We start from the raw sequence: 16,963 nt of genomic DNA, 5'->3' as shown, positions 1-16,963 counted from the left end.
TTTTGTTAGTTTAGTTAAAGGTCGGTTTGCTAACAAGCCGGCCTTTTCTTTTAAATCAAATTAATATGAAGAAATATATTCTATTATCGGTATTATTGTTCTTATCGTTCTTATCGTGTAAACATTCTGTTAAGGAACAACCAAAGAGTAATATTAATGTTCCTAAGCTAGCGGTTAATAAGGTCGTTCAAACCATTGACTATAAATCAAAAAATAATATACTCGTATGCGCTCATCGCTCTTATCATAAAAATGCGCCTGAAAATTCTTTGCAATCTATAAAGAACGCTATAATCTTGGGTATAGATTTAGTGGAACTCGATGTAAGAACCACTAAGGACAGTGTTTTGGTCTTGATGCACGATGATTCTATTGGTAGAGTTTCAACAGGCAAAGGAAAACTAAATGACTTTACATTTAAAGAACTACAAAATTTTTCTTTGAAAATAGAAGATTCCGTTACACCTTATAAGATTCCAAAATTAAGTGATGCTCTTAAAACTGCCAAGGGTAAAGTGATCCCAAATCTAGATATAAAAGATTTGGATTTCAAAGCGTTGTATGCGCTTCTGTGTGAATAAAAAATGGAGCATCAGGTCATATCCTTTATCGGACAAAAGGCGAAAGTGATGGAAATGATAGCGATTGATTCCTTATTCGCCGTTTTACCACTTTCAAAGGATAGAAAAGATTTTGCTTTTTATGAAATGACAACAAAGTCTTCACTTCAACACTTTACGGAGGATAGTTTTACAAAGGAGAATATGGACTTGGCACACCAAGATGGTCAATTGATCTTTATGAATACGCTCTGGGACGAGGATGATGATTTCGTAAAAGGTGATTACAGATCACTGGATAAAGTGATTTCCCTTAAACCTGCAATGATCCAGACTGATCATCCAAAGATTTTATTGGAGTACTTACGATCTAAAAACCTGCATGAATAACCTTAAACGATGAGAATTAGGATGAACTCGAACGTAAAAATCATTGGGTTATTGATAATTGTTTTGCTCTTATCTAGATGCAAAAAAAGAACCAACCAAGATATCTTTTCGGTTGGGTATACAATTTCAAAAGAACCCAATATTTCACCATGGCAAGAAGGCTATCTCGATATCCACCATATCAATACAGGAAGTGGGGACGCCACTTTTTTTGTATTCCCAGATGGTACAACAATGCTTTTTGATGCCGGAAACCTGGACAAGGAAAAGTTTGAAAAAAAATATGCTCCTTTAAAGGCAACCACCCCAATACCTAACGATTCTCAAACGACGGCACAGTGGATAGCCCGCTATATAGAGAAGGTAATGCCCATTGAGTGGAAAGACTCGATTGACTATGCCTTGATTTCACATTTTCATGAAGATCACTACGGAAGTATTATTGACTTAGGTAATGAGATACCTTATGGGAAAATAATAGACAGGAATTCTCCTGATCTAAATTTCCCCCTTGATCTTTCCAGCCATTTAAAAGAAGATGAACTGTTTCAAAATTACCGGTCATTTATTGCCAAAGAGGATATCCCAACCGAGGCATTGATGGTTGGTAGTGACAAGCAGATACATTTGCTGAACGACCAAAATCGCTATCCGACTTTCAGGGTTCGCAATGTGAAATCGAACGCTACTATTTGGACCGGAACCGAGGACGAGACTTTTGAATATTTCACGGCAGAGGAGATGACTGATTTTTATAAGGGAAGTTATAACGAAAATCCTTTGAGCCTTGCGCTAAAAATATCATATGGCGATTTTGATTATTTCACGGGCGGGGATAACACGGGTCTGCAGGGCTTTGGTCTTCCCGAATGGTTCGATGTTGAGACACCAATGGCAAAGGTGGTTGGACCAGTTGAAGTAACCACCTTGAACCATCATGGAAATCGAGATGCCACCAATGAGTTTTTTGTTAAAACATTGGATCCAAAAGTAGTGGTACAACAAAGCTGGTGTTCGGATCATCCCGGGCAGGAGGTGTACCAACGTTTGATTTACCAAAACAATACAACCGGGGAACGTGATATATTCTCAACGAACATGCATTCTGAAACATTAGTAACCTATGGCCCTTGGTTCAGGGAAAATTATAAAAGCCTACAGGGGCATATTGTCATACGCGTTGCGCCGAATGGGAATATTTATAAGGTGTTTGTACTGGATGAATCTTCAATGGACGTCAAACAGGAATATGGCCCATACCAAAGTAGATAATAGAAATCCTATAATGGTGATGTTCTCGCCAACAATTATATAGTCAGAATGAAAGGATTATTTAAAAAATCCCTACCTGAACCGGTCTTGGGTACATTTGAGGAACAACAAAGTAGGTATAAAAAACTGAAATGGCAGGTATTCTTTTCAGCAACATTGGGCTATGGTCTGTACTATGTTTGCAGATTGAGCCTAAACGTTGTAAAGAAACCGATTCTGGATGGCGGTATCCTTACTGAATCAGAATTGGGGATCATAGGGTCTACCTTATTTTTCACCTATGCCGCTGGAAAATTCACAAACGGTTTCCTCGCCGATTACAGCAATATCAGAAGATTTATGTCTTTTGGCCTTCTAATATCAGCATTGGTCAATCTGATTATGGGCTTTACAGGTACATTTTTGTTCTTTGCCATCTGTTGGGGCGTAAACGGTTGGGTACAGTCCATGGGAGCCCCATCAAGCGTCGTTTCCCTGTCTCGTTGGTACAAGGATAAAAAGCGTGGAAGTTTTTATGGCTTTTGGAGTACGAGCCATAACATCGGTGAGGCCTTGACCTATATACTGACAGCGGTAGTCGCCTCTTATTTTGGATGGGAATGGGGCTTCAAAGCAGCGGCAATAATAGGGATGCTAGGTGCGGTTATCATCTACCTGTTCTTTCACGACACACCGGAAAGTAAAGGCTTACCCCCCCCGTGAATGAAGACTTTAAATCTAAAAACATCTCTACATGGAGCGAGCAAAGAGAGGTTCTCAAAAATCCATATATATGGGCACTGGCCCTTTCAAGCGGATTCATGTACATCTCCCGATATGCGGTAAATAGCTGGGCCCCCTATTATTTTGAGACGGCGAAAGGCTATACTTTGACACAGTCCAATACGTTGGTGGCCATCAGTGCGATATGCGGCATATTGGGTACGGCCTCTTCAGGGTTTGTTTCCGATAAGTTCTTTAAAGGACGCAGGAACAAGCCTGCTTTGATCTTTGGGCTCATGAACGTCTTTGCACTATGTCTCTTCCTGCTCGGACCAAAGGATCTATGGTGGTTGGATGCCATAAGCATGGTCATTTTCGGTTTGGGCATCGGTGCTTTGATATGTTATTTGGGAGGACTTATGGCTGTGGATATTGCTTCCAAAAAGGCCTCTGGGGCCGCTCTGGGGGTAGTGGGGATCATGAGCTATCTGGCCGCGGGTCTTCAGGACATTGCAAGTGGATTCCTTATAGAAAGCAATAAGACAGTGGTGAACGGTGAAACCATATATGATTTTGGTTACATTACTATTTTTTGGATCAGTGCTGCCGTATTATCGGTTTTAATGGCCTTGTTCACATGGGAAAAAACTTAAAAAAGATAAAAGATCATATTTGCCCAATCTCTAATAAATATAGTATAACAAATATACTTTGTACAAAATGAAAATTAAAAACATTGTTACGGGTGGGTGTGGCTACATCGGTTAATATAGTGTTGTTGCCCTAATCGAAAATCAGTATGAAGTTTGTTGTCCCGGACGATTAGTTGAACTCCGAAACACGTGTCCTGGAGGCATGATAAATTACAGGGCAAATGCCCATTTTTGAAAATATCGACCTTAAGAATTTGTTGAATACCCTTGAGCTTTCAGACCCTGAAATGTTCGTTGGGACGTTCATTTAATAAAGGTCGTTTTTGAATCCGCAATTTGTTGGTTTTTATCCTGTCATATCAATCGAAGGTAGATGTTCCAAAAAAATAAAACCTTGCCAATTTTTGCAATTGGCAAGGTTTTTCAAACTATATTCTTATGTGACCTGACAGGGGCTCGAACTTAAGCACCAATCATTTGATTTTCAATAAGTTAAAATCTAAATTTTTAATATGTGCACCGATTTGCGCACCTATCAAAAACGATATATCATATGAACTTATTTTTTTGTATCTTCTATCAAATAAAATTGATCATGCAAATATATGTTTTACATACCTACTTTTCCAATATTTCCATCAATTGAAAATTGAGGTACAATTTTTCTTTTCCAACCTTAACAGATTTTAGAAATCCAGCTTGTTCCAAATCTCTTAAATAATTACCAACGGTCTTAGGAGTTCCCAATTTTTCATCGATTAAGTGTTTTCTTTTAGTATATGGTAATCTAAATAAGACTTCTATTAACTCTCGAGAATACGCTTCTGGTAACTGGGTTCTAATATCGTTGGACATTTTCTCCATAAGCGAAGTAATCTTACCAAGACGTTCTAATCCCTTTTGGGCACTTATTTCTACCATGTCCAACATGTACAATATCCAGCCTTCCCAATCTTCATTTTCAGTTACAAGTCTTAGTTTATTATAATATGCAGCTTTATTGTTAATAATGTACTCACTAAGATAAATGGCAGGTACATCTAAGAGTTTTTCTAATTTTAGATAAAGTAGGAGTAAAATACGACCAGTTCTACCGGTACCATCTGCAAAAGGATGAATGGCTTCAAACTGGTAATGCATTAAAGCCATTTTTATAAGTGGGTCTAGCTTACTTGGTTCGTTGATGAATTTTTCCAAGTTAGATAACTTATCTCTTATAATGGATTCTCCTGATGGCGGCGTATAAATTACTTGCCCTTTAGTATTGTATAAAGTAGTACCTGGAGTTGTTCTTATACCAGAATCATTTTGTTTAATTCGATGAACAATCTCGATAAAGAGATTAGTGGTCAAAAACGGTTTTTTCTCCAAGTGGGCCAGGGCACGCCATAAGGCTTCTTTATAGCTGATTACTTCTTTAGCTGCGGCATTGTCAAATTTCTTATCAGCCACAAATGCCTGATATAAGTCATCATTTGTGGTAATAATGTTTTCTATTTCCGAACTAGCTTTTGCTTCTTCTAAGTGTATGGTGTCTAAAAAAAAGCTTGGGGTTTGGTAAGTTTATTATTGTCCCATTCAACTTTGACAATGTTTTACTAGCAGCTATTGTTTTTCATAAAACGGCAGTTGTCTCTAACTCTTTCTTTGGTGGGGGTAAGGGTAATCGTTATATGGTATATCTTTATTGAAAGTAGACATAAAGAGGTAGAATTTACACTCAAACTTTTTATAGAGGTAAAAATACTAAAAAATTACCTTTGTTTTATATGCAAGAGTAAAACTTACTCTTGTTAATTTGCATTTAAGCCATCTATTTATCTAGATTTCCAAAATATTTCTCATTTGCTTTTTCTAGACTGGCCATAGGGAGATCGGCCATGGAGAAATCTGGTTTGTCAACTTTGACCAATTCATCAGTTGGCAATGTAGCCTTCCCTAAAAATGTAGCCTTACCCTTTATTCCTAAGATGTTAATTCGAACGCTTTTTGATTTTATCCGAACGTATTCTTTTATGAATTGGAACAGCCATTCTTTATCATTGTTGAAATTTTAGAATTACAACATTGAGAATTAATAGAATAAAGAAGAGATACTGGCTTTTGGGAATTCCTTTTCTGATTTTAATAAGTGCTTTGCTGTCCCTTTACGATGGTAAAATTGCTTCAGATATCGGTAATGAATACGGTTCGCTTGTTCTGAGAAATGTAAATGTCATTTCCATGAAAGCCGGTGAGGGACAATTACGGTCAAAACAGTTGGTGTACATTTCAAACGGGGTAATAAAAACTATTGAACCAGATTATGGACAACCAGTAGAAGCTGACATAGAAATAAATGGGGAAGGTAAATATTTGATCCCCGGGCTGATTGATGCACACACACATTTTTTTGATGTAAAAGATTTGCCACAATCCATAAGCTATGGGGTAACCAGTGTGAGGGTAATGTCCGGTTTTCCCATGCATCTGCGTTGGAGGGAAAAAATCAGCAAAGGTGCAATAGTTGGGCCGAGAATGATAATAAGTACTCCGGCATTCAATTATGGGAAAAACATAGGCCCTTTTCATATAAATGTGGATGATATTGATATTCACTCCAAAATAAAATCGTACAAAGAAAAAGGGTACGATTTGGTCAAAGTGTATAGCGGATTAAAGAAGGACCATCTTAAAGAAATACATTCAACGGCTGAAAAAATCGATGTTGATGTAGCAGGCCATTTACCGGATGATATCGAAGCAGTGGATGCTTTTTTTGGAAAAAAACTGGTTTCAGTGGAACACGTTGAACTAATTTCAGAAGTAATTTTTGGAAACAAACCTGATTCCTCTAATATGGCCACATATAACAATAGATTATTGAGAGGGAAAATTGCTGTTGTGCCAACAATGACTGTAATTAAGAATAATGTACAGGTACTTGAGGAAGGAGATGAATTTATTAAACAGCATGCCCCGTTGGTCAATCCACTTATCAAGAAAATGTTTGTAAACAAACGAGTGAAACGGTTAAAACAAGCCTCTAAAGGATTGCAAAATGCATTTATAGAAGAAAACGAATTAAACAAGGTAATCTTAAAAGGATTACATGCCAATAAAGTGACTATTGTGGCTGGTACCGATACGGGCCCCATTTATACCATTAATGGACTTTCCCTGCTACAGGAATTAGAGACTTATGTTGAAAATGGATTTAGTAGCTATGAAGCATTGGAAACGGCAACTACAAATGCTGCAACATTATTGGGATACAAAAGACTGGGACAAATTTCGGAAGGCTATATTGCAGATTTGGTTCTTTTGAATGAGAACCCTTTGGAAGATATCAAAGCTATTCATAATAGGGAAGGAGTAATTACCGTAAATAAGTATTTCAATTCAGATAAACTCCACAAGTTACTTGAAATAGCGAAAGATAAAACAGGTTATTATCGAACTGTTGTTCGTTTGTTGGAAAGTAAAATATTCTTATAAAGTGATATAATATTTTAATAGTTTGAATACCTCAATAATGAATTATACTTGGATCAATGTTTTCACTACTTAAATTCTGAATGATTATGGTTTTTAATGTAGATCAACTTTCTTTATTGTTCATTGCTTTTCAGAGCTTGATGTTCTCCATAATTTTGTTTTCAAGTCATAAATCCAAAAGGCTTTCGAGCATTCTTTTGGCAAGCTTTCTTCTTGTACTAAGCTTTCAAATGACAGTTTTATTGATGCATAGAATGGGGTTTGGTTTTGAGGGGCTTCAATCATTTCTATGTGTTTTTGGCTTTTTTTATGGTCCTCTACTTTATGCATATACCCAAAGTTTGATATTCAAGGATTTTATCTTAAGGCCTAAAGCATTTCTTCATCTCGTTCCTGGAGGGATAATGTTATTTTCTGCCTTGGCGGGGTTTGGACTCTGTGGCAAAGTTGGGTCATTGATGTATATAGGTCTTGCTTTTTACACGGTTGTAGCTGTTAAATCCATTGCAAGATACAGACGGATTGTAAAACAAACCCAATCTCTGGTATCAAGAATTAATTTATCCTGGTTACAATGGATTCTTGTCGTTTTCACGCTTACGTTCTTGATCGACATATACCAGCATTTTTATAGTGCCATAGAAATAATCAAGGGCCTTTCCCTTGTGAATTTGTGCCTTTTGGTCTTGATCAATGGCATGTTTTTCCGTGGTATACAACAGCCCATTATTTTTCAGGGGATATCGAAGCAAGATGAAATGATCATTGAATCGGATGAAAGTAGTGGAGAGGACAATGAAAAAGAAGTGGAAATCATAAAATCTTATATGGAAAAGGCAAGGCCCTTTCAAAACTCAGGACTGACCCTTCGTGATTTGGCACAGCAACTTAGGATTCCGCCAAAACAGTTATCACAAATCATAAATAAACAACTTGATCAGAATTTTATTGACTTCGTAAATTCATATCGATTGGGCATGGCAAAGGAACGATTACTAAAACCTAGAGATGATAAAGAGACCATTTTAGAAGTAATGTACGAAGTGGGCTTTAACTCAAAATCATCATTCAATACCTTGTTCAAAGCCAAAACCGGTAAAACACCAACCGAATTTAAAAAGTCTGGAACCAAGTTTTATTTATAAGAATTGGAATTAATTGGAAACAATGTTCACATATTCTTGCCGAAAGAAAAATGAAAACAGGAATTACTATGCAAAACAAACCTCAAATGTAACCCTTGAAATTTTTGTGAGTCTCTATTGTATTAAATACCAATGAATATGAACAATTTATCAATGACCCTGTTCCTTTTGATACTGCCCTTTGTGTCGATATCTCAAGCCATTCAACCCAAACCGTTTGAATATCCCCATAAAGTCTTGGTTTATGATCTGCCCACATCATCAAATGGCATAAATTATCGGATCTATGTCAGGGAACCTCTTAGAAAACTAGAAAATGGTGAAAAAGCTTCTGTATTCTATTTTCTTGACCCTCTTAGTTTGTTTGTTCCTTCCTCTATAATGAGCTCCAACTATGAGTACTTTAACTACATACCACCAGCATATTATATTGGTATTGGTTATCAAGATGAGGCAGACGGTATTGCCAAGGCAGAAAATCGGACAAGAGATTATACTCCGACCAAATTTTCCCCACCTAACAGTACTCATTTTCTTGCGTCCAATCCTGCGGACTATGTAGGGTCGGGAGGCACAGATGCTTTTTTGAAAGCTCTCAGGGAAGAAATCATTCCTTTTGTTGAAGAGCATTTCAATGTGAATGACTCAGATAGGGTTCTTATAGGAAACTCATTAAGTGGTTTGGCCGCGACACATACGCTGCTTACCCAATCGGACCTGTTCGATCGCTATCTTATTGTAAGCCCCTCGTTATGGTGGGATGACTGGAATTATGATAGACCTGAAAGGTATTTTATGAAACAGGTTTCTTCCCTTGGCAAGGATTTATTCAAGAAAAAGACAAGGGTATACTTTGCCGTAGGTGCAGAAGAGGAGGGATTTGGAATGGTTACCGATCTATATCTTTTGGTCAATAAGCTGAAAATGAAAAGGATTGATGATTTAAAAGTTCATTTAGAAGTACTTGATGGAGAAATACATGAGGGTGTATTTCCCTCTGCTTTTATGAAAGGCATTATTGGATTATATAGCAACGAAGAAAAAAGAAGACCATCCCCTTCACCCATTAATTGGAATAAATGATGAAATCATAACAAAATAATGGAGAACGTTTAGGATGCCTGAAAGAATATTCAAATCTAAATCAAAGCATATGAAACCAAATGGAACATACGCAATAGGCGTATTCCAAGCAAATATCTGGATTTTGACATTTGGACTCGCTTTTACCTTTTTATCATGTTCAAACGATGCAAAGACCGATGAAGAAACCGAAACAATTTCAGGATATTCCATTGAAAGGCTAAAAGCTGCTGAAGAATGGGCAAACCGCAATACCAAAACTGCTGCGGTGGTAGTGTTGGTTGATGGGCAGATACTGTATCAATGGGGCGATGTGGACACCAAATATATTTCCCATTCGACTAGAAAAAGTTTTATGAGTGCGTTATATGGCAAGTATGTAAATGACGGTTCTATTGATATAGATGCCACGATGGCCGACTTGGGAATTGATGACATTCCAGCTTTGACCGATCAAGAGAAGACAGCCACGGTTGGACATTGTTTACAGTCGGTTTCTGGAGTATATCATACTGCAGAGGCGGAGTCAGATTTCATGCATGATCTAAAACCAGACCAAGACACTAATCTTCCTGGCACTTTCTGGATATACAATAACTGGGATTTTAATGTGTTGAAGACCATTTTCGAGCAGGAGACTGAGAAAAACTTTTATGGGGCTCTGAAGAACGATATAATGGATCCTATAGGGGCAAATTTCCAATTGTCGGACAGTATCTCTTGGACACCAACCAGATCCATACATCCAGCTTATATGTTTAGAATCTCTGCAACCGACATGTCAAAATTTGGACAATTGATGCTAGACAAAGGCAATTGGCAAGGCAATCAGTTGATTCCCGCAAGTTGGGTTGAGGAAAGCACAAAGTATGGTAGGGATGCAGAAATTTACGGTGGGGACGGATACGGATATATGTGGTGGGTGGCTACCAATGAAAATGCCCGTCCCTATTTGCCAAACTGTAACCTGCCTGCTGGAACTTATTCTGCGAGGGGAGCAGGAGGACAGTGGATGGAGGTTATTCCTGAAAAAAAAATGGTATTTGTACACCTAGTGGACACCTATGTAAAAAACAATGTCGCTTTTGAGGACATAGGCACCTTGTTACAAATGGTACTGGATTCAAAGATTGAGGATAATTGATAGGGTATCTTGTATATTTCCAACTTCCGTACCAATTACAGCCGAGACCGTTATATGCAAACTAAAAAAAGATGAATAAAAAGACAATCAAAATGAAAACACTATTTTTTACAAGTATTATTTTACTTTTTTCATTGACAGTCAATGCTCAAAAAGAAGTAACAGAAGATATAGTTATTGAAAAAACTATTTTAAACTATATTGAGAACTTCTTTGAAAATAATTTCGAGAAGATGAACCAGTCTTTGCATCCACGTTTGGCAAAAAGAGGTCTAAATCAGGATGGTGTAACGATAAGCGAAGATTTTCCGCCTGAAAAATTAAAAGAACTCATGGTTGTAAAAGCAAAGTTTGAAGCCAAAAATCAAAATAATCTAGTAGAAAACATTACTGTCTATGGAAATATGGCTAGTGCTAGTTTAAAGACAGGATACCCAAAAACTAGATGGACTGAATATATTCATCTCGTAAAACAAGAAGATAGTTGGAAAATTATCAATGTCTTTTGGGAATTCGAAAAGGTCAACAACTAAAGTCAGCATATAACAATGGTAACCGTTGCACAAGCGCTACGAACTTCAATAAATGATCCCTTTTAAGCCCTTTTAAGGGCTTTTTAGTTTTTATGCCGGTTGTCGTATTGTGAAATATAGGTGGTCAAAAAGAATGGAAAACAGTTTTTCAAGGATGTTTTCAATAAAGTTTTGGGCCTTTAGGTCGCCCGCGCTCTTGGCACTTTTCTGCTCGAAATTCAGGTACTTCTTCAGGTTATAGGCAATAGCGGAGAGGTGCATCACCTTGTTAGCCTGTTTTAGTCCAATGGTATTGATCTTCCTTAGGCCCATGAACTGGGTCAGGGTGCCGAAAACGGGCTCCACCGTGCTTTGCCGCTTGCCCTTCATATATCTGCTCTGTGGACCGTTGTCCCTTGCAATGTTCCGTCCCTATTTGCCAAATTGTAACATGCCAGCTGGAACCTATTCGGCGAGGGGAGCGGGAGGACAGTGGATGGAGGTTATTCCAGAAAGGAATATGGTATTTGTACACCTGGTGGACACCTATGTAAAAAACAATGTCGCTTTTGAAGACATAGGCACCTTATTACAAATGGTACTGGATTCAAAGATTGAGGATAATTGATAGGGTATCATGTATATTTCCAACTTCCGTACCAATTACAGCCGAGACCGTTGGAGTACATCTCCCTATGCTGACTTTAGTCCCAGCATGTTGGCATTCTTGCCCAAAAAAAATGTACCTTAACTACCTGACAAACCAAATCATGGTGCTATGACCATCATACAGCTTCTGGCTTCGAAGCCGCTCAAGCGGAAGCATGGTATAAAGGGGCACTAAACGGCAATTCGGCACCGATATTTTTGTTCTTAATACCGCCAAATCGACAAATAATGGCCTCCGTGGAGCCTACTTAGCAAATAATGCTACAAAGGAAATCGGTTGTCCCTTACTTGTAACATTGCTTAACGATTTTGCTATATTTCAACAAAATCCTTGAACTACCTTAAGAGAGTCATTATGTGCAATTAAACCTGATATATGTTTCAAGATATTAGAATGAATGTAATAAGAACTGCTTCAAATGGAATTGTCAATTCAGAAACCATTTTTGATTTTTCCCAAGAGCAAGAATTAGTTTTCGCAAAATATTCAGGAGGAAATATTAAAAAAGGGTATTTAGTGGGCAATGTAAAAAATAATAGATTGCATTTTTGTTATTGTCAAGTTAGAATTAATGGGATGATGGATCATGGAGCTTCCATTTGTGAAATTTCATTCGAGGACGACAAGCTCATTTTAACGGAGAAATTTGAAATGTCTTCCGAAAGAGGGAAAGAGATAGGAGTAAATATATTTAAAGAATTGTAATCAATATATCTAAGTTTAGAAACTAAAGCATTCAGCAAGCTGCTAGATTACGACCAAGTTTTAAAATGTTAAATTTTATTTATAAAACCTTGATAATCAGCAGTATAACAGCTTCTAGGTGCGCACTTTACGAATTCAAAAAAGTGCGCACCGAATTGCGCACCGCGAAAAGTGGCATTATTTGATATCAAATGAAATCAGGAAAAACAAAAAAGTCTGCAAAATTAACGATTTACAGACTTTTTGAATAATTGTGGACTCTTAAAAGTGACCTGGCTGGGGCTCGAACCCAGGACCCTCTCCTTAAAAGGGAGATGCTCTACCAACTGAGCTACCAGGTCTTTTAATCAAAAAAGAGCCTTGGAAGTTTCTTCCTTAGCGGCTGCAAATATAAGGTCATTAATTTATTTGACAAGTCAATTTCTAGAGAATTTTAGGTTTTCTTTGAATTCACTTGTAATTAACTGATTTTTGCTAAAAAGTTAAGTCGATGCGTATTGTTTTGTTGGGCTATATGGGTAGTGGTAAGACCACGGTCGGTAAGACCTTGGCAACGGATGTCGATATTGATTTTATTGACCTGGACGATTATATTGAAAACAGCGAAGGACTTTCGGTTGCAGAAATCTTTGCCTCTAAAGGTGAAATTTACTTTCGGAAAAAAGAAGGCGAATATTTAAAAATGATTCTTTCTGACAAAGATAATTTTGTTCTTTCGACAGGAGGGGGAACGCCTTGCTATGGTGATAATATGAACGCCATTTTAGAAGGTACCGCAAATGTTTTTTACCTGAAGGTTTCGATAAAAGAATTGACCGAAAGACTTTTGAAAGAGAAAGAGCATCGCCCACTTATTAAAAATATTGCGGACACCGATTTACCTGATTTTATTGGAAAACATTTGTTCGAAAGGACACTTTTTTACGAAAGGGCACACCATAACGTATATTGTGACAATAAGACTTCTGAAAAGATCACCAATGAAATCAAGAAGCTGTTAGTCTAGATAGACCACATCATTATTGGCATGAAACCTGACATGCACATGTTCTTGTAGGGAGGTGGACAGCGAGATTCCCTTATAATCGGCCTTCACAGGATACTTTTTGTGATTTCTATTGACAAGAACGGCAGTTTTTAACTGTTTCAAAGGTACTTTTAAAAAGTGGTGTACACCATAAATCAATGTAGTGCCAGAATTCAGAACATCGTCGACCAGTACTATCGATTTGTTTTCATAATCCTCTTCATTGATCGAGGTTTTAACCCCACTTTTTACCGGGTTCCGTTTATCCATACTTACTTCGCAGAGTAATACCTCTGCATTTGTGATTTCCCGAAGAACCTTTTGGATCTTTTTTGCCAAAAGCAAGCCGCCCCCAACGATTCCGGCGATGATGATTTCTTTTTCCTCAACATTGGCCTCGTATATTTGATAGGCTATACGCCTGATTTTATGTTGAACCTGTTCGTTGGTCAATATCTTGTTCTGCATAGCTTACTGAATAATTCCAAAGATAGAAAACGAAATTCTATTTTGATTACGATTCATTCCTCCTCGTTCAAATAGTAATCGATTTCACGACGATCTTTTTTAGTAGGCCGGCCCGTACCTTTTTTACGATAATAATCCTTGGAATATTTGAGCAGCTCCATTTGCTCGAAAGCACTGGCCGGAGTGGTATCCTTACGATAAATATCGACTAACTTGGCGCCGACCCTGCTTTTGGGTATGTCCAATACCCTTAGCTCATAACTGATTTGATTCTTGCGTACCATAATCAAATCTTGCTGATAAACCTCCCTTGATGGTTTGACCAAGTTTCCGTTGACCTTGACTTGACCTTTCTTGCATGCCATAGTTGCCATATTTCTGGTTTTAAAGTAACGGGTGCTCCAAAGGTATTTGTCTATGCGCATGACAATTAGAAATCTTTGTTAACGGCATCTACAAAAATAGGGGAAAATTGTATCTTGCCGCCTTTAAAATAAATAGATGGTAATGACGAGAATATTTCTTCTGATACTCATGGTGGGATTTATTTGGTCTTGTAAAAATGATGATGATAACGATATTGTGGTGGTGCCCCCTAGGTTGCTCTCTGAAGTGGCGGTCGAGAACGATGCTGAGATCAAATCATATTTACAGACGCACTTTTATAATTATGAGGAGTTTGAAAACCCAACTGCCGATTTTGACTACCGAATTAAATTGGATACGATAGCCGGTGAAAATTCAGATAAAACCCCGTTGATCGATCAGGTCGAAACCAAGACAGTGCCTCGGTCATCGAGCCATTTCAATTTGAATGATGGCGAAGAAGATGTTCAACATACCTATTATTACCTTAGCGCAAGAAAAGGGATAGGAGAACAGGTTACCGTCGCCGATTCAATTTATGTTAGATATGAGGGTAGCCTATTGAACGGGCAAGTGTTCGATGGGGCATTATTTTCACCCGTTTGGTTTGACCTGGCAAGAATACAGGCACCTCAGCAAGGGGCACGGGGCTTTACCGAGGGCGCTTCGAACTTTTTTACCGGCGGAACACCCATAATCAATGATGACGGTACTTTTGATGTAGAAGGCTATGGTGTCGGTTTGGTCATTTTTCCATCTGGGCTTGGTTATTTTAATAACTCCCAGACCATAATCCCGGCGTACAGCCCTTTGATTTTTAAAATGGATGTTTTTGCGATGAATACGGCAGATCATGACGGTGATGGCATTCCTTCCAAAGATGAAGATTTAGATAAGGATGGATATCTATATAACGATAATACAGATCAAGACTTTGAAGATACTAACAGGTCTCAGAGATTTGCTAATTTTTTAGATCCAGATGATGACGGTGATACCGTTCTGACGAAGGATGAAATAGTTATTGAAGCCGATGGAAAAATTACTTTTCCCGATAGCGATGGTGATGGCACCCCTGATTATTTAGACTCCGATAGTTGATATCGGTATTTGGAAAAGTAAAAAAGGCCCCGATGATCTAAAAAAGTCATCGGGGCCTTTTTTTATACTGTTTTTCGCTAACTATAGTTTTAGGGCAAGGCTTAAGATCAATTGGTCGGGCCGTGTATCGACACGGCTAGTCGATAATGAAGTTATGTTCGAATTGATGAACTCGGCTTCATTGTTACTGAAACCCCGCTCGTATCGCAAGTCGATTCCTAATTTGCCAAAGTTTACACCGGCTCCGATATGCATGCCGACCGAAAAATCATTTTCAACTTTATCGATACTGATACCATCAAACTCTGATTGCAAAATATACTGAAACGCAGGGCCGGCGAATAAATTCAAAGGGCCGATTATTTTAGCGCCCAGCAACATTGGAGCGTCCAATTTGCTCATGTCAAACTTTTCGCCATCGTAATCTGATTTCGTTTTCGTATAGATCAGTTCGGGCCTAAAATAGAGGCGGTTGCCCAATTTGCCGAATACGCCGAAATGATAACCGATGTTTCTGTCCGGATTCCTTGCGGCATCTCCTGCCGATTCAAAATAATTTCCGTTGGCGCCATAATTTAAACCGCCTTTGATACCGAATCCAGAACCTGTTTGTGCAAATGCAGTCATGCTCACCATAGCAAATACCGCCAGTAGAAGTGTTCGTTTCATAATGTTCTCGTTTTTAATAGTGACAATATCAAAAACGATACCATTGTCACTTTCTTTTCATTACTTTGAAAACGGCCTTTTCGATGGCTTTATTGTTCAGGCCGTACTTCTCCATTAGCTGTGCCGGCGTTCCACTTTCACCAAAGGTATCTTGGGTGGCGACAAATTCTTGGGGTGTAGGATGCTGATTGGCAAGGGTTCGGGCAATACTTTCACCTAACCCGCCCAGATAATTATGTTCTTCGGCAGTAACGACACATCCGGTTTTTTTAACTGATTTTAACACTGACGCCTCGTCAAGCGGTTTTATGGTGTGTATGTTGATGACTTCGGCAGAAATGCCCTGGTTTTCTAAATTTTCGGCGGCGATCAATGCCTCCCAGACCAAGTGCCCCGTTGCAATGATCGTCACATCAGAACCCTCATTGAGCATCAATGCCTTACCGATTTCAAAATTTTGATCCACAGCGGTGAAATTCGCAACTTTGGGCCTTCCGAACCGAAGATAGACAGGCCCTTTATGATCGGCTATGGCCATGGTAGCCGCTTTGGTCTGATTGTAATCACAAGGATTAATGACCGTCATGCCCGGAAGCATTTTCATCATTCCGATATCTTCCAATATTTGATGCGTGGCGCCGTCTTCGCCAAGGGTAATTCCGGCGTGGGAGGCGCATATTTTAACATTTTTTCCAGAATAGGCGATCGACTGGCGAATTTGGTCATAGACGCGACCCGTCGAAAAATTTGCGAAGGTTCCGGTAAAAGGTATTTTGCCACCAATGGTCAAGCCGGCGGCAATGCCCATCATATTGGCTTCAGCGATCCCGACCTGAAAGAAACGGTCAGGATTTTCATCGATGAAATCCTGTATCTTTAAAGAACCTACCAGATCGGCGCATAGGGCCACAACATTTGGGTTGGTCCTGCCCAAGGCTGTCATCGCATCGCCAAAGCCGCTTCTAGTATCTTTTTTTCCTTGATCCTCGTATTTTGTCATCTGTTTCCTTTTTGTAATT

Annotated in this window: 21 protein-coding genes, 1 tRNA gene and 2 pseudogenes; 14 read left to right on the top strand and 10 right to left on the bottom strand. The window is 38.5% G+C overall.

Annotated features, from left to right (window positions below; all coding sequences use genetic code 11):
• Positions 1 to 65 precede the first annotated feature (65 nt).
• Genes ACEZ3G_RS00180 through ACEZ3G_RS00160 form a run of 5 tightly spaced genes read left to right on the top strand, consistent with a single transcriptional unit; the run spans position 66 to position 3,577 of the window.
• Complete coding sequence (locus tag ACEZ3G_RS00180; RefSeq protein WP_432423461.1) at positions 66 to 581, top strand: glycerophosphodiester phosphodiesterase family protein; 516 nt, start codon at positions 66 to 68, stop codon at positions 579 to 581.
• A gap of 3 nt (positions 582 to 584) precedes the next feature.
• Positions 585 to 950 carry a hypothetical protein gene (locus ACEZ3G_RS00175; RefSeq protein WP_432423460.1) on the top strand — a complete coding sequence of 122 codons (366 nt, stop codon included), beginning with the start codon at positions 585 to 587 and terminating at the stop codon, positions 948 to 950.
• A gap of 9 nt (positions 951 to 959) precedes the next feature.
• Positions 960 to 2,222, top strand: coding sequence for a ComEC/Rec2 family competence protein (locus ACEZ3G_RS00170; RefSeq protein ID WP_432423459.1), 1,263 nt, complete (start codon positions 960 to 962; stop codon positions 2,220 to 2,222).
• Between the two features lie 48 nt (positions 2,223 to 2,270).
• Positions 2,271 to 2,924: an MFS transporter gene (locus tag ACEZ3G_RS00165; RefSeq protein WP_432423458.1), complete on the top strand. Its 654-nt coding sequence runs from the start codon at positions 2,271 to 2,273 to the stop codon at positions 2,922 to 2,924.
• Positions 2,921 to 3,577 carry an MFS transporter gene (locus tag ACEZ3G_RS00160; RefSeq protein WP_432423457.1) on the top strand — a complete coding sequence of 219 codons (657 nt, stop codon included), beginning with the start codon at positions 2,921 to 2,923 and terminating at the stop codon, positions 3,575 to 3,577. The genes ACEZ3G_RS00165 and ACEZ3G_RS00160 overlap by 4 nt, the downstream gene beginning before the upstream one ends.
• A gap of 618 nt (positions 3,578 to 4,195) precedes the next feature.
• On the opposite strand, the gene ACEZ3G_RS00155 is transcribed toward ACEZ3G_RS00160, so the two are convergent.
• Together ACEZ3G_RS00155 and ACEZ3G_RS17070 are read right to left on the bottom strand one after the other, a co-directional pair.
• The gene (locus ACEZ3G_RS00155; RefSeq protein WP_449288535.1) at positions 4,196 to 4,987 is read right to left on the bottom strand and encodes a Fic family protein; all 792 of its coding nucleotides are present in this window, start codon (positions 4,985 to 4,987) and stop codon (positions 4,196 to 4,198) included.
• Positions 4,967 to 5,122: pseudogene (locus tag ACEZ3G_RS17070) on the bottom strand (Fic/DOC family N-terminal domain-containing protein); the annotation flags it as partial. The gene ACEZ3G_RS00155 and the pseudogene ACEZ3G_RS17070, both read right to left, overlap by 21 nt.
• A 522-nt stretch (positions 5,123 to 5,644) precedes the next feature.
• Here ACEZ3G_RS17070 and ACEZ3G_RS00150 point away from each other — a divergent pair.
• The gene (locus ACEZ3G_RS00150) at positions 5,645 to 7,054 is read left to right on the top strand and encodes an amidohydrolase family protein (RefSeq protein WP_432423456.1); all 1,410 of its coding nucleotides are present in this window, start codon (positions 5,645 to 5,647) and stop codon (positions 7,052 to 7,054) included.
• Between the two features lie 120 nt (positions 7,055 to 7,174).
• Here the strand turns inward: ACEZ3G_RS00150 and ACEZ3G_RS00145 are convergent, their stop codons facing one another.
• Positions 7,175 to 7,384 carry a hypothetical protein gene (locus ACEZ3G_RS00145; RefSeq protein ID WP_432423455.1) on the bottom strand — a complete coding sequence of 70 codons (210 nt, stop codon included), beginning with the start codon at positions 7,382 to 7,384 and terminating at the stop codon, positions 7,175 to 7,177.
• 239 nt (positions 7,385 to 7,623) lie between these two features.
• Positions 7,624 to 7,773, bottom strand: a complete 150-nt coding sequence (locus ACEZ3G_RS00140) for a hypothetical protein (protein WP_432423454.1) — start codon at positions 7,771 to 7,773, stop codon at positions 7,624 to 7,626.
• A 39-nt stretch (positions 7,774 to 7,812) separates the two neighbouring features.
• Between ACEZ3G_RS00140 and ACEZ3G_RS00135 the strand changes: the two genes are divergently transcribed.
• The 4 genes from ACEZ3G_RS00135 to ACEZ3G_RS00120 all read left to right on the top strand — a co-directional run bounded on the left by ACEZ3G_RS00135 (position 7,813) and on the right by ACEZ3G_RS00120 (position 10,959).
• Positions 7,813 to 8,199, top strand: a complete 387-nt coding sequence (locus tag ACEZ3G_RS00135) for a helix-turn-helix domain-containing protein (RefSeq protein WP_432423453.1) — start codon at positions 7,813 to 7,815, stop codon at positions 8,197 to 8,199.
• 138 nt (positions 8,200 to 8,337) lie between these two features.
• A complete protein-coding gene (locus ACEZ3G_RS00130; protein WP_432423452.1) occupies positions 8,338 to 9,282 on the top strand; it encodes an alpha/beta hydrolase in 945 nt (314 codons plus the stop codon).
• A 124-nt stretch (positions 9,283 to 9,406) separates the two neighbouring features.
• A complete protein-coding gene (locus tag ACEZ3G_RS00125) occupies positions 9,407 to 10,426 on the top strand; it encodes a serine hydrolase domain-containing protein (RefSeq protein ID WP_432423451.1) in 1,020 nt (339 codons plus the stop codon).
• A 71-nt stretch (positions 10,427 to 10,497) separates the two neighbouring features.
• Positions 10,498 to 10,959, top strand: coding sequence for a nuclear transport factor 2 family protein (locus tag ACEZ3G_RS00120; RefSeq protein ID WP_432423450.1), 462 nt, complete (start codon positions 10,498 to 10,500; stop codon positions 10,957 to 10,959).
• Between the two features lie 188 nt (positions 10,960 to 11,147).
• Here the strand turns inward: ACEZ3G_RS00120 and ACEZ3G_RS17065 are convergent.
• A pseudogene (locus ACEZ3G_RS17065) lies at positions 11,148 to 11,367 on the bottom strand (transposase); the annotation flags it as partial.
• A gap of 22 nt (positions 11,368 to 11,389) precedes the next feature.
• Between ACEZ3G_RS17065 and ACEZ3G_RS00110 the strand changes: the two are divergent.
• Together ACEZ3G_RS00110 and ACEZ3G_RS00105 are read left to right on the top strand one after the other, a co-directional pair.
• Positions 11,390 to 11,566 carry a hypothetical protein gene (locus ACEZ3G_RS00110; protein WP_432423448.1) on the top strand — a complete coding sequence of 59 codons (177 nt, stop codon included), beginning with the start codon at positions 11,390 to 11,392 and terminating at the stop codon, positions 11,564 to 11,566.
• A 417-nt stretch (positions 11,567 to 11,983) separates the two neighbouring features.
• Positions 11,984 to 12,313: a hypothetical protein gene (locus ACEZ3G_RS00105; RefSeq protein WP_432423447.1), complete on the top strand. Its 330-nt coding sequence runs from the start codon at positions 11,984 to 11,986 to the stop codon at positions 12,311 to 12,313.
• Positions 12,314 to 12,581: 268 nt separating this feature from the next.
• On the opposite strand, the gene ACEZ3G_RS00100 is transcribed toward ACEZ3G_RS00105, so the two are convergent.
• Positions 12,582 to 12,654, bottom strand: a tRNA-Lys gene (locus ACEZ3G_RS00100).
• Between the two features lie 149 nt (positions 12,655 to 12,803).
• On the opposite strand from ACEZ3G_RS00100, the gene ACEZ3G_RS00095 reads away from it, so the two are divergent.
• A complete protein-coding gene (locus ACEZ3G_RS00095) occupies positions 12,804 to 13,319 on the top strand; it encodes a shikimate kinase (RefSeq protein ID WP_432423446.1) in 516 nt (171 codons plus the stop codon).
• Here ACEZ3G_RS00095 and ACEZ3G_RS00090 read toward each other — a convergent pair.
• Both ACEZ3G_RS00090 and ACEZ3G_RS00085 read right to left on the bottom strand, forming a co-directional pair.
• Complete coding sequence (locus ACEZ3G_RS00090) at positions 13,311 to 13,808, bottom strand: phosphoribosyltransferase family protein (protein WP_432423445.1); 498 nt, start codon at positions 13,806 to 13,808, stop codon at positions 13,311 to 13,313. The two genes, ACEZ3G_RS00095 and ACEZ3G_RS00090, sit on opposite strands and share 9 nt — an antisense overlap.
• A 53-nt stretch (positions 13,809 to 13,861) precedes the next feature.
• Positions 13,862 to 14,233, bottom strand: coding sequence for an RNA-binding S4 domain-containing protein (locus tag ACEZ3G_RS00085; RefSeq protein ID WP_432423444.1), 372 nt, complete (start codon positions 14,231 to 14,233; stop codon positions 13,862 to 13,864).
• 82 nt (positions 14,234 to 14,315) lie between these two features.
• On the opposite strand from ACEZ3G_RS00085, the gene ACEZ3G_RS00080 reads away from it, so the two are divergent.
• Positions 14,316 to 15,275 carry an FKBP-type peptidyl-prolyl cis-trans isomerase gene (locus ACEZ3G_RS00080; protein WP_432423443.1) on the top strand — a complete coding sequence of 320 codons (960 nt, stop codon included), beginning with the start codon at positions 14,316 to 14,318 and terminating at the stop codon, positions 15,273 to 15,275.
• 81 nt (positions 15,276 to 15,356) lie between these two features.
• On the opposite strand, the gene ACEZ3G_RS00075 is transcribed toward ACEZ3G_RS00080, so the two are convergent.
• Both ACEZ3G_RS00075 and ACEZ3G_RS00070 read right to left on the bottom strand, forming a co-directional pair.
• Entirely contained in the window at positions 15,357 to 15,944 is a 588-nt protein-coding gene (locus tag ACEZ3G_RS00075) for a porin family protein (RefSeq protein WP_432423442.1), read from the bottom strand.
• Positions 15,945 to 15,990: 46 nt separating this feature from the next.
• The gene (locus ACEZ3G_RS00070) at positions 15,991 to 16,944 is read right to left on the bottom strand and encodes a transketolase family protein (protein ID WP_432423441.1); all 954 of its coding nucleotides are present in this window, start codon (positions 16,942 to 16,944) and stop codon (positions 15,991 to 15,993) included.
• Positions 16,945 to 16,963 lie beyond the last annotated feature (19 nt).

Source organism: Meishania litoralis (assembly GCF_042611095.1).
Taxonomy (GTDB): domain Bacteria; phylum Bacteroidota; class Bacteroidia; order Flavobacteriales; family Flavobacteriaceae; genus Meishania; species Meishania litoralis.
Note: the sequence above shows the minus strand (reverse complement) of the source record. Positions and strands in the feature narration are given on the sequence as shown.

Coding starts and splice junctions, on each gene's coding strand:
- ACEZ3G_RS00105 (WP_432423447.1), top strand. CDS start 11,984: ATGTTTCAAGATATTAGAATGAATGTAATAAGAACTGCTTCAAATGGA.
- ACEZ3G_RS00120 (WP_432423450.1), top strand. CDS start 10,498: ATGAATAAAAAGACAATCAAAATGAAAACACTATTTTTTACAAGTATT.
- ACEZ3G_RS00130 (WP_432423452.1), top strand. CDS start 8,338: ATGAACAATTTATCAATGACCCTGTTCCTTTTGATACTGCCCTTTGTG.
- ACEZ3G_RS00180 (WP_432423461.1), top strand. CDS start 66: ATGAAGAAATATATTCTATTATCGGTATTATTGTTCTTATCGTTCTTA.
- ACEZ3G_RS00085 (WP_432423444.1), bottom strand. CDS start 14,233: ATGCGCATAGACAAATACCTTTGGAGCACCCGTTACTTTAAAACCAGA.
- ACEZ3G_RS00110 (WP_432423448.1), top strand. CDS start 11,390: ATGCCAGCTGGAACCTATTCGGCGAGGGGAGCGGGAGGACAGTGGATG.
- ACEZ3G_RS00165 (WP_432423458.1), top strand. CDS start 2,271: ATGAAAGGATTATTTAAAAAATCCCTACCTGAACCGGTCTTGGGTACA.
- ACEZ3G_RS00080 (WP_432423443.1), top strand. CDS start 14,316: ATGACGAGAATATTTCTTCTGATACTCATGGTGGGATTTATTTGGTCT.
- ACEZ3G_RS00095 (WP_432423446.1), top strand. CDS start 12,804: ATGCGTATTGTTTTGTTGGGCTATATGGGTAGTGGTAAGACCACGGTC.
- ACEZ3G_RS00090 (WP_432423445.1), bottom strand. CDS start 13,808: ATGCAGAACAAGATATTGACCAACGAACAGGTTCAACATAAAATCAGG.
- ACEZ3G_RS00170 (WP_432423459.1), top strand. CDS start 960: ATGAGAATTAGGATGAACTCGAACGTAAAAATCATTGGGTTATTGATA.
- ACEZ3G_RS00135 (WP_432423453.1), top strand. CDS start 7,813: ATGATCATTGAATCGGATGAAAGTAGTGGAGAGGACAATGAAAAAGAA.
- ACEZ3G_RS00175 (WP_432423460.1), top strand. CDS start 585: ATGGAGCATCAGGTCATATCCTTTATCGGACAAAAGGCGAAAGTGATG.
- ACEZ3G_RS00075 (WP_432423442.1), bottom strand. CDS start 15,944: ATGAAACGAACACTTCTACTGGCGGTATTTGCTATGGTGAGCATGACT.
- ACEZ3G_RS00070 (WP_432423441.1), bottom strand. CDS start 16,944: ATGACAAAATACGAGGATCAAGGAAAAAAAGATACTAGAAGCGGCTTT.
- ACEZ3G_RS00145 (WP_432423455.1), bottom strand. CDS start 7,384: ATGCATAAAGTAGAGGACCATAAAAAAAGCCAAAAACACATAGAAATG.